At 33.3% G+C, this 14,860-nt stretch carries 11 protein-coding genes and 1 riboswitch; of the genes, 9 read left to right on the top strand and 2 right to left on the bottom strand.

Annotation, left to right across the window (positions count from 1 at the left end):
* The first annotated feature begins 14 nt into the window (after nt 1–14).
* The 3 genes from CN692_RS08965 to CN692_RS08955 are packed head-to-tail and all read left to right on the top strand — an operon-like array spanning nt 15 to nt 3,729.
* Complete coding sequence (locus CN692_RS08965; protein WP_098118811.1) at nt 15–2,117, top strand: BglG family transcription antiterminator; 2,103 nt, start codon at nt 15–17, stop codon at nt 2,115–2,117.
* A 10-nt stretch (nt 2,118–2,127) separates the two neighbouring features.
* The gene (locus tag CN692_RS08960; protein WP_098119112.1) at nt 2,128–2,565 is read left to right on the top strand and encodes a PTS sugar transporter subunit IIA; all 438 of its coding nucleotides are present in this window, start codon (nt 2,128–2,130) and stop codon (nt 2,563–2,565) included.
* A complete protein-coding gene (locus CN692_RS08955; RefSeq protein ID WP_098118810.1) occupies nt 2,566–3,729 on the top strand; it encodes a mannitol-1-phosphate 5-dehydrogenase in 1,164 nt (387 codons plus the stop codon).
* A gap of 83 nt (nt 3,730–3,812) precedes the next feature.
* Here the strand turns inward: CN692_RS08955 and CN692_RS08950 are convergent, their stop codons facing one another.
* Nucleotides 3,813–5,060: a helix-turn-helix domain-containing protein gene (locus CN692_RS08950; protein ID WP_098118809.1), complete on the bottom strand. Its 1,248-nt coding sequence runs from the start codon at nt 5,058–5,060 to the stop codon at nt 3,813–3,815.
* A gap of 395 nt (nt 5,061–5,455) precedes the next feature.
* Here CN692_RS08950 and CN692_RS08945 point away from each other — a divergent pair, with 395 nt between their 5' ends.
* The gene (locus CN692_RS08945) at nt 5,456–9,517 is read left to right on the top strand and encodes a S8 family serine peptidase (RefSeq protein WP_098118808.1); all 4,062 of its coding nucleotides are present in this window, start codon (nt 5,456–5,458) and stop codon (nt 9,515–9,517) included.
* Between the two features lie 358 nt (nt 9,518–9,875).
* On the opposite strand, the gene rluF is transcribed toward CN692_RS08945, so the two are convergent.
* On the bottom strand, nt 9,876–10,592 hold the full coding sequence (gene rluF, locus CN692_RS08940; RefSeq protein ID WP_172446342.1) for a 23S rRNA pseudouridine(2604) synthase RluF: 717 nt from the start codon (nt 10,590–10,592) through the stop codon (nt 9,876–9,878).
* Nucleotides 10,593–10,800: 208 nt separating this feature from the next.
* Nucleotides 10,801–10,902, top strand: a riboswitch (purine riboswitch).
* A gap of 87 nt (nt 10,903–10,989) precedes the next feature.
* Here rluF and CN692_RS08935 point away from each other — a divergent pair.
* The 5 genes from CN692_RS08935 to CN692_RS08915 all read left to right on the top strand — a co-directional run bounded on the left by CN692_RS08935 (nt 10,990) and on the right by CN692_RS08915 (nt 14,854).
* Nucleotides 10,990–12,291: an NCS2 family permease gene (locus CN692_RS08935; RefSeq protein ID WP_098118807.1), complete on the top strand. Its 1,302-nt coding sequence runs from the start codon at nt 10,990–10,992 to the stop codon at nt 12,289–12,291.
* A 169-nt stretch (nt 12,292–12,460) separates the two neighbouring features.
* Nucleotides 12,461–12,658 (top strand): hypothetical protein, encoded by a 198-nt coding sequence (locus CN692_RS08930; RefSeq protein ID WP_098118806.1) that lies wholly within the window; start codon nt 12,461–12,463, stop codon nt 12,656–12,658.
* A gap of 169 nt (nt 12,659–12,827) precedes the next feature.
* On the top strand, nt 12,828–13,700 hold the full coding sequence (locus CN692_RS08925; RefSeq protein WP_098118805.1) for a LysR family transcriptional regulator: 873 nt from the start codon (nt 12,828–12,830) through the stop codon (nt 13,698–13,700).
* An 82-nt stretch (nt 13,701–13,782) separates the two neighbouring features.
* Nucleotides 13,783–14,577: an SDR family NAD(P)-dependent oxidoreductase gene (locus CN692_RS08920; protein WP_098118804.1), complete on the top strand. Its 795-nt coding sequence runs from the start codon at nt 13,783–13,785 to the stop codon at nt 14,575–14,577.
* Nucleotides 14,578–14,635: 58 nt separating this feature from the next.
* On the top strand, nt 14,636–14,854 hold the full coding sequence (locus CN692_RS08915) for a hypothetical protein (protein ID WP_098118803.1): 219 nt from the start codon (nt 14,636–14,638) through the stop codon (nt 14,852–14,854).
* Nucleotides 14,855–14,860 lie beyond the last annotated feature (6 nt).

Here is a 14,860-nt window from a genome sequence, read left to right as displayed (position 1 = left end):
TAAAAGAGGTATACATGTATATATCAGCTAGAGAAAGAGAAATCATTACTTTGTTGTTAGATCATCCAAACGGAATGAATGCTCAAGAAATTGCAGTGCACTTAAATGTAAGTAGTCGAACCGTGCAACGAGAGCTTAAAGGGGTCGAAGGTATTGTTAAAGCTCATCATCTTTTATTTAAAAAGGTATCAGGTGTCGGGATGTATATCGAAGGGTCACCTGAGCAAAAAAATGAGCTTCAAATAGCAATATTAAAAAGTGGGCAAGAGTTTACTCAAAAAGAAAGACAAGAGTTAATTCTCTGTTCCTTATTGAAAGAGCCGGAATCTATTAAATTAAGCTCTCTGGCAAATGAGCTACATGTTACGGTTGCTACGGTTAGTAACGACTTAAATAAAGTTGAAGAGTGGCTAAAGGACTTTGATTTAGAACTGATCAGAAAAAAAGGGTACGGTATTGCTTTGCTTGGTTCTGAAAGGAAAAAGAGAAAGGCATTAGGGCACCTGATTGCACAACAATTAAATGAATATGAGTTTTTGTCTGTAATGGAAAATGAGCGCGAGACAAGGAATAGATTCTCAGATGGGTTGTTAGAAATAATAAAGCTCGAGAAGTTAACTATAATAGGAAAAATAATTCGGGATAATGAACAACAGTTACCATACTCTTTAGCTGATAGTGCATTTATGACTTTTACAATTCATCTTTCTTTGGCAATCGAAAGAATTATTCAGGGTGAGGTCATACAGATTAATCAGGTAGTACTTGAAGAGCTAGGAACTTCTAAGGAATTTCATATAGCAGGTCAAATCGTAAATGAATTAGAAGAAGTGTTTAAAGTTAAGATACCAGATGCAGAAAAAGGGTATATTACGATGCACTTATTGGGTGCAAGACAACGCCAGGAGAAAAATGATTGGTTAGAAGAAAGTAGTACCGAAATTATTGCGGGCTCAAAAAAGCTAATCAACTATGTATCTGAGGAACTTGATATAAATTTTGATGAAGATCATGCGTTATTTGAGGGGTTAATTACACATATTGAACCAGCAATTTATCGAATTCAAAAAAAACTAGATGTAAATAACCCATTAACCAGCCAAATTCAAGATAACTATCCTGTTCTATTTAAGATCATTCAAAATGGATTGAAAATTGCCTTTCCATCGGTTGTTTTTCCGATTGAGGAAGTCGCTTATCTTGTGCTGCATTTTGGTTCATCACACGTAATCTATGATAACAGTAAAGAAATAACGGCACTTGTATTATGTTCAAGTGGCATTGGCTCTTCTAAAATGTTAGCAAGTCGAATCAAAAAAGAGATAAAAGAGATCACTGAAATTGAAGTATCGTCTTTAGCAAACTTAAAAAATATTCACTTTGAAAAATACGATATTATTTTATCAACTGTTGAAATGCCAGGCTTCTCACAAAAATATTTTACAGTAAATCCGTTGTTAACAAAGGAAGAGGCTGAACAAATTCGTGAAGAAATAAAGCGCAATTCCTTAACGACAGAAGCGACGCTATTAAGAAAGCTCCATAGCAAAACTGTTCAAAAGAAAATAACACTAGAAACGCCAGAATCAATTAAACAAAATATGGAGATTGTTCACCAATTTACAGAGACCGTGCTACATATTTTGGATACATTTGAGGCGATTTCTTTACCATTTATTCCAACTTCATCAATTTTATTATTGGAGGTATGTAAACAAGCCAACTTAAGAGGGTTGATCGGTGACTATTTCGAAGTATCAAATCAACTTTTGGATAGAGAAAAGAAGGGCGGTTTAGGGATACCTGGCACAAATGTAGCGTTATATCACTGTCGTTCAGAATATGTTGTAAAGCCTGTATTTTTATCGTTTCAACTTCATGAACCAATGGTAGTAAAAGCGATGGATCAATCAACAATTAAAATTGAGACAGTATTATTATTACTTGCACCAGTTGATATACAGCTAGGTCAATTAGAAGTACTAAGCACGATTAGCTCAACAATTATTGAAGATGAAGAATCGATGAAGATTTTTGCTTCTAATAACTATACAGATGTTTATAAAAAGCTCAGTTATGCATTATATGAAAATTTACAGAAAAGATTTAAGAATTGAGGGATTAATAATGATTCAAACAGTTTTACCAACAGAAAATATTTTATTAAATGTAGAAGCAAAAACAAAAGAAGAGGCTATTCGATTAGCAGGAAGTGTTTTAGTTAAGAACGGTTATGTAAAAGAAAATTACATCGAGAAAATGATTGAAAGAGAAGAGTCTCTAACTACTTACATGGGGAACTTTATTGCAATTCCACACGGAACAGAAGAATCAAAGCAAGAAGTTATTTCATCTGGTATTTCGATTCTTCAAATTCCTAATGGAGTAGATTTTGGGAATGGAAATATTGTAAAGGTAGTATTCGGTATTGCAGGAAAAGACAATGAACATCTGGATTTATTATCTCAAATTGCAATCCTTTGTTCAGAGGAAGAAAATGTACATAAATTGGTCGCTGCCACATCAAAAGAGGAACTAATTTCAATGTTTAGTGAGGTGGAGTAGATGTTAGCTGTACACTTTGGCGCTGGAAATATTGGTAGAGGTTTTATTGGACAATTATTGCATAAGGCAGGATATGAAATTTGCTTCGTTGATGTAAATGAAGAGATGATTAATGAGTTAAATGATAAAAAAACATATTCTGTCATGCTAGCAGATCGTACTCAAGAAAAAACTAGTATAACGAATGTAAGAGGAATTAATAGTCTGAAAGATCCTCAAGAAGTAGCAAAAGTAATTGCACAGGCTGATCTTGTAACAACAGCAGTAGGCCCGACAATTCTTCCAAAAATAGCAAAGCTAATTGCAGATGGAATAATAGAACGGGTTGAAAGTTCGGATAAAGCTTTAAATATTATTGCATGTGAAAATATGATTGGTGGAAGTACATTTTTGAGAGATGAAGTGTACTTAAATATGACATTATCCCAACAGAAAAAAACTGAACAGTCAGTCAGTTTTCCGGATGCAGCGGTAGATCGCATCGTACCGATTCAAAGTCATGAAGATAAATTGTTGGTAGCAGTTGAACCATTTTATGAATGGGTGATTGACCAATCAAAAATGATTGGAGAAGTTCCAGTAATTAATGGGGTAACATATGTAGATGATTTGCTTCCATATATTGAAAGAAAACTATTTACAGTAAATACTGGCCATGCAGCGACAGCTTATCTAGGAAATTTTTATGGATACGAAACGATTAAAGAAGCTATTTCTGATAAAAATATTAGAAATATCGTTAGCTCAGTATTAGATGAGACTGGGAAGCTATTAGTTAAAAAATATAATTTTGATCCAGTTGAACACAATACATATATCCAAAAAATTATAGCAAGATTTGAAAATGAATATATATCTGATGAAGTGTCCCGAGTTGCACGTTCTCCAATTCGTAAATTAGGAGCAAATGATCGTTTTATTAAACCATTGAGGGAGTTAATGGAATTTGGCATAACACCTAAATATTTAGTTAAAGCTATTGCAACTGCACTATTCTATAAAAATAAAGATGATAACGAAGCAATTGAACTACAAAGTTTTCTTCAGAACCATACTGTGGAAGAGTTGCTCGTTAAATATTCTGAATTATCAGAATACAAAGAGCTAATTCATTTAATTATAGATGAGTACAATCAATTAGAGAGAGACTTACTTGTACATTGATTTAATTTTTTATTAATCATTTGGGGCTAAAAAAGGACCAATTCGTTTATTGAATCGGTCCTTTTTCATTTTCATGTCTTATACTAACGGCCATTAACAAACATATCCCCAGTTTGCACTGCTTTCTCATATTGCTTAGTAGTAACATAATAGTTATAAAGTAATTTTGCATATTTAGTTAAATGCGTTACATGATGGTGACTTTTAAAAAATGGAAATGCAGTTTGCTCCAAGTACCTATAATATTCATCGAAATCTTTGTTAAATCGTAAAATTAGAAGGTTAAAGAGAATCTTATATAAATCATTTGTAGCTTTTTCTGAAAGAGCGAGTCCTTCTAATGCTTGTTCTAGCAACTCTTTTGTTGATAAAAGCTTTCCTTCTTCTGCATTATCTAAATAGTTATACAAACGATTTAAATAAGGTAGTGATTGTTTATCAGCTTCTTCAACTGACTCTTTATAAAAAATATGTGCATTTTTATAGTCTTGCTTCCAAAAATACATTAAACCTAAATTATGTAAGATCATACCTCTTTTATCTAGGAGACCTAGTGCTTCACTATGCTCAATTAAGCTCTCGTACCTTTTTACAATTTCTTCAAAATCTAGCTGTGTACTGTCTTTTAATTGTACTAGCATCAATGATTCAGCCAAAATTGCTCTTGCGTAATTATTTGTTTTATTAAAGAATCTAAAGGCTTTTTCACCATAGAAATATGCCATAACTTTTGACTGGGTCCAATGATAGGCTGATCCTAGATGATAGTAATATTCTTTATTTCCATATTCCTCTATATTGACCTTCTTTAATTCCTGTAATGCAATTTGTCTATTCACATTTTCTAAACGAGTATATTGGGCTAAATAGTATATGCCTTTGACGTGATGATATAAGTTTTTTTCATAACTAGTCATTGGGGGAGAATCTTTTTCGATTCGTTTAATCAGGCGATCTGCTTTATCTATGTTTTTACATAAAATAAAATAACGAATTAATAAAAGTTGATAATAGATTGCATAGTTGGAAGCTTTTATATAGTGAATGTTTTCTAATTCTTCTTTTATGTTTATGACATCTCTCATTCGCTCTAATATGATTGCGTTGTGCCATTTTTGAAGCTTCATTTCAATATTTTGAACAGTAATAATTTCATTCCTTATGTCAATCTGAAGACGTTGAGAGAACAATTGGATAATTTCTTCAGAATATCGAGTTTCTCCTCTTTCAATTCTGCTCACATGAGTGGCAGTACAAATGTCTTTACCTAATTCTTCTTGAGTCAACCCCGCTTTTTTGCGGTAAAATTTAATGATTTCTCCTTCAAGCATATGTTCTCTCCTTTTCTAATCCCAGTTGATAAACTCTGATGCTTCTTTGCGTTATTGTAAGACCACATTCACGCAATACGAATTACGCAAATCTAAGAAACTAGAAAGTTCAAAGACTCTAATAAACCCATTATTTCAATTATAACTAGAATTTCGTAAAGTCAAATACTTTCATTTTAAAATAAAAATAACACAAATATTTACGTATAATTTCCTGCTTTTTTTATATTTAATGAAACTTTCTTTCAAATTTCAATGCTTTTTAGTAAAAAAATCCTACAAAATAACCTAAATTTCGATTGGAAATAACACAATAGGCTTTTTTTACAAATAAGATTACTATTTAAATTATAAGAATTTTTAAATTATATAGAGAAAAATGGGGGATGAAGTTTATGAAGGCAAAAACATTGGTAAAGCACTCAGCGGTACTTGCCCTTTCTACAAGTCTGCTTATATCACCTTTTAGTGCAAAGTCATATTTAACGGCAAAAGCGGCAACTTCTAAAGCAGAAGAGATATTATCATCAATTTCACCAGAACAAAGGGAAGCATTAAAGCAATTAAAATTAAATGATCAAGATGGACTTCAAGGTTTCAGTGAAAATGATCTGAATTTTGATAAAGACATCTCTGTAATTGTTCAGTTTAATTCAGATCCAAGCAATGTCGCAGTATTAGAAGCAGCAGTTGATGGAAAGTCATTAACAAAAGAATCAGCAAAAGCACAAGTAGACAAAGAACACAAAGTTTTTAAAGAAGATGTAGGAAAGTTTGTAAAGGTTAAGGATAAGAAAAAAGCACCTGTCATTACAAAAACTTATAAAACAGCATTTAACGGTGCAGCTATAACACTCCCTGCTAATGAAGTGAAGGAGTTATTAAAATCTGATGCGGTTAAAACGATTTATAAGGATATTACCTTTAATGTAGATCCTGTTAAAGAGAATGTTCCAACTGATGTTTCAGATAAAACAACTACATCTGTTGACAGCATCCCATATTTAAATGTGGACAAGCTACATAAAGAAGGAGTAACAGGTAAAGGCGTTAAAGTTGGGGTATTAGATACAGGTATCGACTATAACCACCCTGATTTAAAAGAAGCTTTCAAAGGCGGATATGATTTTGTAGATAATGATAATGATCCAATGGAAGCTACATACAAGGACTGGCAGACATCAAATCAACCAGAAAGTAATGGTAGTAGCTCTTACTATACAGAGCATGGCACACATGTATCGGGCACAATTGTAGGACAAAATAAAGGTGAAAATGGAGTATCAGTAGAAGGTGTTGCACCAGATGCGGATCTATATATGTATCGTGTGCTTGGTTCTTATGGAAGTGGATCTTCTGAAAATGTTATTGCAGGGATAGATAAAGCAGTTCAAGATGGCATGGATGTCATTAACCTTTCATTAGGTGCTGCTATCAACGATCCGTATTATCCAACGAGCACAGCAATAAACTATGCGGTACTAAATGGCGTAACAGCGGTAGTTTCTGCAGGAAACAGTGGGCCAAATGCTTATACTTTAGGTTCACCGGGTACAGCAGCATTTGCTTTAACAGTTGGCGCAAGTGATGTCCCAACTTCAATTACAACATTTGATGGGAAAATAGCTGACGGCTGGTCGACTGATCTTGTTAGTATGGCTAGAAGCTTCGCCTATAACTTTAATAGTTTAGAAGGAAAATCTCTTGATCTAGTAGATGTTGGACTAGGAACTTTAGATGACTACAAAAATAAAAATGTTGCTGGAAAAATTGCATTCGTTCAACGTGGAAACTTTGCTCTAGTAGACAAAGTAAAGTTTGCAAAGCAAAGCGGAGCAAAGGCAGTTATTATGTACAACAATGTGGACGGACATGTTGGATATAACTTAGGTGAATCAATGGAATATATACCTGCATTCTCTATGACAAAGAAAGCAGGAGAAGAGTTAAAAGAAAAAATTGCGGGCGGAAATACAACTTTCACGTTTACGAACTTGAAAGAAAAGTTAACAGAAGGTGATCATTTAGCAGACTTCAGCTCAAGAGGTCCGGTTAATGGAAACTACCAAATGAAGCCTGAGATTACAGCACCTGGCGTGAGTGTTCTTTCTACGGTTCCTTCTTATATTGCAAATCATGATACACCAGAAGACTATCGATATGCATACCAAAGAATGGATGGAACATCTATGGCATCACCATTTGCAGCTGGGGTGGCGGCATTATTAATAGGAGAAAATCCAAACCTTGAGCCAGCAGATGTTAAATCAATCTTAATGAACACAGCTGACCCACTAAATGGCGACTATAGTGTATTTGAAGTTGGAGCGGGTCGTGTTGATCCATATCAAGCACTTCACACCGACACAGAAGTAAAAGTACAGGATGAAACATTAATCCCGGTCGGCGAAAAACTATTAAAGGCAGAGAATGAAACAGGTGGGTTAAGTTTCGGAAAACAGGTAGTTAAAACGGCTTCACAACTAAAAGCTAAGAAAGATATTGAGTTTACAAATAACAGTAATAAAAAGAAAACTTTTGATGTCAAAGTGGTAGATAACGCACAAGGAACAAATGGATTACAAGAGAACGGTGTAGTTTTAGATATGGGTGATTCGATTAAAATTAATCCAAACTCAGCTAAAACAATAAAAGCAACATTAACAGTACCTTCAACAGCTAAAAAAGGCTTTTATGAAGGGTATGTTTTAATTACAAATAATGAAGATAAAACAGAGCAATATCGTGTACCATTTAGTTTTAAGAAATCAGATGAAGGTTTTGACACGCTTGATATAGTAACACCTGCTATCTCACCTAGTGCTTATAACCATGGTTCTGATGGCTTTCGCACAGCATCAGCATTGTTAAAATACAATTTAGGCTCAGCTGTTAATACGCTAGATGTTGTATTACAAAACGCAAATACCAATGAAGATCTAGGACTTATTGGTACACTTAATTTGCAAGGAGCTTCTACAGATGTAGATTATTTCCTTCAAGCGTTTAATGGGTCGTATTACAAGTTTACAGGGGATAAAAAACTGCCTGTTTCTTCAGAGGTGAGTATTGCTGAACCAGGCCATTACAAACTAAAACTGATCACTACTTTACCGGGTGGGAAACAGCAAATAAAAACAAAAGATGTTTTCATTGATATTGACACACCAAAGGTGAAAAGTTCATTAGATAGTGAATCACCTTTCGTTGAATACAAGCCAGGACAAAAAACAGTTCCTTTTGAAATGGAAGTTAAAGATGCAGCTTTAAAAGATATGCAGAAGGCTGGTATGAATATTGACGAAACATCGAATTTTGCAGTTTATACTTATGGTATACCGGTTCCTTATGGCCCAATCCATATGGACGAGAACGGCAAATGGAGCGATGAAGTACAAATGGATGAAAATACTCAAGCTCTTTCGTTTAACTTAATTGGATATGATGCAGCTGGAAACCAAGCTAATTGGAAAGAATATTACTTTGTTAAAGAAGGAACGCCTGTTTCATACGCTAAACATAATGTAGAGCTAGCTAGATCAGGTGATATCCTATCTGCATCTCTAGTATTAGACAACTTACAAGGCGCAAAAGAAGCAACTTGGAATTTTGATGCTGCACAAGCGGCAGGTATCCCTTATGTTAATCTTGTAGAGGCTTCTTTAACAAATAAATTTAAGGATAAGGCAAGCATTCAAGTAAATGGTAACCAAGTTAAAGTAACATTTAATAAATCAATGGTATTTGACCGCACAGAAGTAGTAAATGTAAAGGTAAAAGTGCAAGATCAAATATTTTATCCAATAGGTTATATTAACCCATCTGCAAATATCATAGATGCTGATGGAAAAGCAGTGAAGTTACTAAATGCTGGTAAACGATTCCTATTAAAATCGAAATTTAACCGTGTACAAGGAAATATTATTCCAGAAGGCTATCTTGTTGAAGATGGATCATATACGGGATATCGTGACTGGTCAAAAGTAGGAGCAACTATGAAAGTAACAAATGGTGAATATAGCTTAGATGCTACTAAATTGATCGCTAATGGAGGTCGTTATAATATTGAGCCGCTTCCATTAAACAAGGATGCATTTACTTTTGAAGTAAATGTTCCAGGACACTTTATTACAAAAGTAACGAATAAATTTGGATTTAAATACAAAGGTGAGTTATATGGAAAAGCATATTCAACAATCAATGCTAAATTGATAGCTGGAGATGTAAACCAAGACAATGTAATCGATATTCAAGATGCGCTTTACGTTCAAACATACTGGGGAACTAACAAACGCAGTGCAGATATCAACTTTGACGGAACAGTAGACGCAAAAGATTTTGCATTCGTAGAGAAAAATTATTTACAGCAAAATCCATCAGTACAAAATGCACCAACTGCGAAAAAGAAATTTAAAAATGCAACATTAGAAGCGATTAAAAGTGAGTTAGGCCTATAATCTTATATCCCAAGGAAGCTGCTATTAAATATTATTAATAGTGGTTTCTTTTTTTATGGAGAATTTTGTAGCAATAGTATCAAGAAAATAGGGGAAATAACTAAACTAAAATTTATGTTCAATGAAAACCAAACAAAATAGGTAAAATCAACAAAAAGAATCTCTCCAAACCATTTATCAATAAATTTCGTTGTTTTATCAACAAAAAGCATTAATATATCAACAAAAAATACCATTATATCAACAAATTTCACAACTTTATCAATAAAGTTCACTTAGTGTTCGTAGTTTGCAATTCTGCAATAGTTCATCACTCAAAAAACAGAAGTCCACTTTCCGGACTTCTGTTCTATGATTCTTACCATTCATTTGGTTCGTAATTTAAATCTCTAAACAGCTGAGTTTTTTCTTTTTTAGATAAATCTCTCCATTGACCCATTGGTAGATTGCCTAGATGAATATTCATAATTCGAGTTCTTTGTAATCGAAATACTTCATATCCAAGCGCTTCACACATGCGACGAATTTGACGATTTAAACCTTGTGTTAAAATGATTTGGAAATCGTACTTCGAAAGTTGCCTTACTTCACATGGCAATGTTTTTGTACCTAGAATTTTTACCCCTTCAGACATTTTTGTTAAAAATTCAGGTGTAATCGGTTTATCTACTGATACGATATATTCTTTTTCATGCTTATTTTCAACACGTAGAATTTCATTAACGATATCCCCGTCATTTGTAAGTAGGATTAAACCTTCAGAGTCTTTATCTAATCTTCCAATATTAAAGATACGTAATGGATGGTTTACTAGATCAACAATATTTCCTTTAACACCTTTTTCTGTCGTAGATGTAATGCCAACAGGTTTATTTAAAGCAATATAAACGTGATTTCGTGCTAGTCTGATGTGTTCGCCATTCACAATTACTTCGTCACCAGGCTCAACTTGATCGCCGACTTTGGCTACCTTGCCATTTAATTTAACTCTACCTTCAGTAATTAACTTGTCTGCAGCGCGTCGTGAAGCTTTCCCAGATTCGCTGATAAATTTATTTAAACGAATGTTAAACAACCCCTTAAACTCTAAATTATATTTTCAGAATAACATAAATAGCTTTTTAATGAGAATACCATTTGACTAATAATAGAAGGTACTTTCTAATAGATGTTTCTTTTAGGAATGATAATTATTATTTTAACCAGATTAATCGTTTTATTTTCTAAATTATATAACAATAATGTTTTTTATTGACAGATTGTAAGGTCGGTCGTATGATAGATAAAATATATTAATATTTTCTCATATAAACTTGAAAATAAGGTTCAAGAGTTTCTACCTAGCGCCCGTAAATTGCTAGACTATGAGGAAGAGCTTCGGATTTTTATTTTCTACACAATATAAAACTGCCTGCTTTTTCTCATGAAAAGCGGGCAGTTTTTTTATTTTAATATAATAAAGGAGTCTTCACATGTTTCAACTTAAAGAACGTAATACTTCGTTAAAAGTGGAAGTGTTAGCTGGTTTTACAACTTTTTTAACATTAGCGTACATTATTATTGTTAATCCAATGATCTTAAAGGATGCTGGTGTACCTTTTAACCAAGCATTTTTGGCTACTATTTTAGCAACTATTGTTGGTACATTAACAATGTCATTAATTGCTAATTATCCAATCGTTATTGCACCCGCAATGGGGTTAAATGCTTATTTTACTTATTCTGTAATTGGAGGACATAATCTTCCATATGCAGTAGGTTTCTCTGCAGTTTTTATTACTGGTATTTTATTTTTATTATTATCATTAACTTCATTTCGTACAAAATTAATCCAGGCGATCCCGGCCAATCTAAAACATGCAATTGCGGCCGGAATTGGTTTATTTATAACATTTATTGGATTACGTTTATCTGGTATCGTAGCCGATCATCCTACCAATCTAGTTCAAATTGGTGATTTTACATCCCCTAAAGTAGCACTTACTTTAATTGGCTTACTTATAACAATTGTATTCATGGCACTAAACTTAAACGGTGCATTATTCCTTGGTATGATTACGACAGGACTTATTGCTTATTTTACTGGACAATTAGACTTTTCAAATGGCTTTGTTGCAATGCCTCATTTACCAAAAGGTATTTTAGTCTACAATCCAATTGATTCGATTAAAGATATTATTGAATATGGACTTTATAGTGTAATCTTCTCATTTTTACTTGTCATGCTATTCGATACGACTGGAGCATTATTAGCAATCGTTAAACAAGCAGACCTTTTAAAAAATGGAAAGTTGGAAAAGGGAGGAAGTGCATTCTCTGCTGACTCTATTGGTACTATAGTTGGTGCGATGTTAGGAACAAGTCCAACTGCAGCAACAGTAGAATCTTCTGCAGGTGTTGGTGCAGGCGGGAAAACTGGTTTAACTTCACTGACTGTAGTTGTTTTATTTGTAATTGCTGCGTTCTTTAGCCCAATGATCGGTTCAGTATCAGATGTAGCCGCAATTACAGCGCCTAGTTTAATTATTGTTGGTTGCTTTATGATTAAAAGTATTTCAGAGATAAAATGGGATGATATTGAAGAAGCATTTCCTGCATTTTTGGTTATCGTTAGTATGCCTTTAACATCAAGCATTGCAAACGGAATTGCATTAGGCTTTATTGCATATCCTATAATGAAGATCGTAAAACGCAAATTTAATGAAGTACACCCATTTGTTTATCTTTTTGCAGTATTATTCTTAGTACAACTAATATTTTTTGCACATAAGTGATTTAGAGCAGGTTAAGGATTATCAAGTCTTTTACCTGCTTTTTTTCTTTACCTAGTAACCCCGCAATCATTTTTCTATTAAAAAGGTTAGAATGGAATATTCTTACCAATAATAAATTATATAAACTGTGGAAATTTTATAAAATGGCTTCAAATGGGAGTGTATTGAAATGAAATTAAAAACATTAATAGGATTATTAATAGGTTCATTGACAACATTTTTTATTTTAAGTCTTCTAAGTAATAAACTTACAAGTAAAGAATACTGGTTCTATGCGTCAATCTATCTCATCTTTATGGTTTTAACATACTTGGCAATTAATTTAGTTAGAAAAGTTAAGTCATCAAAGAAGACTGATTCATTCTGAAAATCATATTGTGAAAACTTGTTCTACTAGCTAAAGACCGGTTCGCTTTGAATCGGTCTTTTTATTATTTCACTATTAGAGTAGAAGGACCTTTACTACATGATGCCTATAAGCAAAATAAATGATTATAATAGTGATAATAAGTAAATGCGATATAAGGATGTGGAGTATGGATCAAATTCTTTTAGTTTTTATGGCGGTGGCTGAAAAAAGAAATTTTTCAAGAGCAGCCGAAGAATTACATATGACTCAACCGTCTGTTAGTCAACAAATTCAATTATTAGAGAGACAGATTGGTGCAAAGCTTTTTATTAGAACGAATAAGTATGTTCAGTTAACTAAAGCTGGAGAAATAGTTTATTTGCATGCAAAAGAAATAACGAGTTTATATAAACGTATGAGCACATTAGTCAATGATCTGGTGAATGAAGCTAGCGGTCATCTAAAAATAGGTGCGAGTTACACGTTTGGTGAGTATGTGTTACCGAAAATATTAGCGGAAATGAAAAGATCTTACCCGAGTATTGTTCCATCAGTTTTAATAGGTAATACTCGAGAAATTGTTCAATCTGTACTAAGTTATCAAGTTGACGTTGGCATTGTTGAAGGAGATGCGACTAATCAAAATTTAACGATACAACCTTTTGCGAATGATGAAATGTATATTATTGCAGGAACTAAAAGTGAAATTTCATGTAAAGAGATTTTGACAATGGATGAAATAGAAAATGAGACTTGGATTGTTCGAGAAGAAGGGTCAGGAACAAGGGAAGCAACTGAACGATTATTTGAAGTATTAAAGATAAGACCTAAGAACATTGTTGAATTTGGTAGCACGCAACTAATAAAAGAAGCGGTAGAAGCTGGAATGGGCATTACGTACTTATCTGAGCTTACAATTAAAAAAGAAAAGCAATTAGGTACAATCGATTACCTTAAAGTAGAGGGGACCCCTATTCAAAGGAATTTTTCAATCATCACAGATAAAATCGAGCTGCAAACTAAATCGATGGAATTATTTATAGAGCTAATTAAAAAATAGTAAAGTACTAATCCTTTTTTTATTTTATTAAACATATAGTAAAACGAAAAGTGTTCAATAAAAGTGAAAAAGGACAATAATAATGACTTTAAAAAATCAAAAGAGAAAAACTGTTTTAATTACAGGGGCAACAAATGGAATCGGCTTTGAATTAACAAAGCTATTTGCAAAAGATCAGTTCAATTTAATTTTAGTAGCAAGAAATAGAAATAAATTAGAAGAAATGGCAATATCGCTGATGAAGCAATTTAGTATAAAAGTCTTAGTTATTTCGGAAGATCTTTCTCAAGCAAGCTCTGCTAAATCTATTGCCGATCAAGTATTAAAATCAGAAATGGAAGTAGATCTTCTGATAAATAATGCTGGGGTTGCACTATATGGCAACTTCGGTTTTACAGATTTAGAAAAAGAGTTAAATATGATTCAACTTAATATTGTTACATTAACTGAGCTAGTAAAATACTTTCTCCCAACTATGCTACAAAACAAGTCAGGTCAAATTATTAATATTGCTTCAACAGCAGCTTTTCAACCAGGTCCGCTAATGTCCGTCTATGCTGCCTCAAAAGCTTATGTGCTTTCATTCAGTGAAGCTCTATCTGAGGAATTAAAGCATACAGGAGTTAGCGTAACCACAATATGTCCAGGACCAACCAAAACTGGAATAATCAATGCATCTGGTGGAAATAAATCCAAACTATTTCAAGGCAAAATGATGTCACCGAGAAAAGTTGCAAAGTTGACATATGAAGCAATAAAAAAGGAGAAGACAGTTGTTGTGACAGGACTAAAAAATAAAATTCTTGCTCAAGCTGTTCGATTTATTCCCCGTACGATTGTGAGAAAACTTGCAAGGAAACTGCTAGACGAGAAATAAAAAAAAGTCTTATAACTAGTGAAAGCCCACCAGGAGGTACGAAAACTGGTGGGCATTTTTGTTTTTAATTGAATTACCAACGAAAAACGGCTGGCTATCAACAAGAATAGGTGAATTATCAATGGAAAACAGCTATCAATCAACGGGAATAAGTGATTTATTAACGAGAAAGGACCATTTATCAACAAGAATAGGTGGTTTATCAACGAAATATGGCTATCTACCAACAGGAGTAAGGGTTTATCAACGAGAAAAGACCATTTATCAACAAGAATAAGTGATT

The sequence above is a fragment of the Bacillus sp. AFS002410 genome (assembly GCF_002556365.1).
GTDB lineage: Bacteria > Bacillota > Bacilli > Bacillales > Bacillaceae_G > Gottfriedia.
Note: the sequence above shows the minus strand (reverse complement) of the source record. Positions and strands in the feature narration are given on the sequence as shown.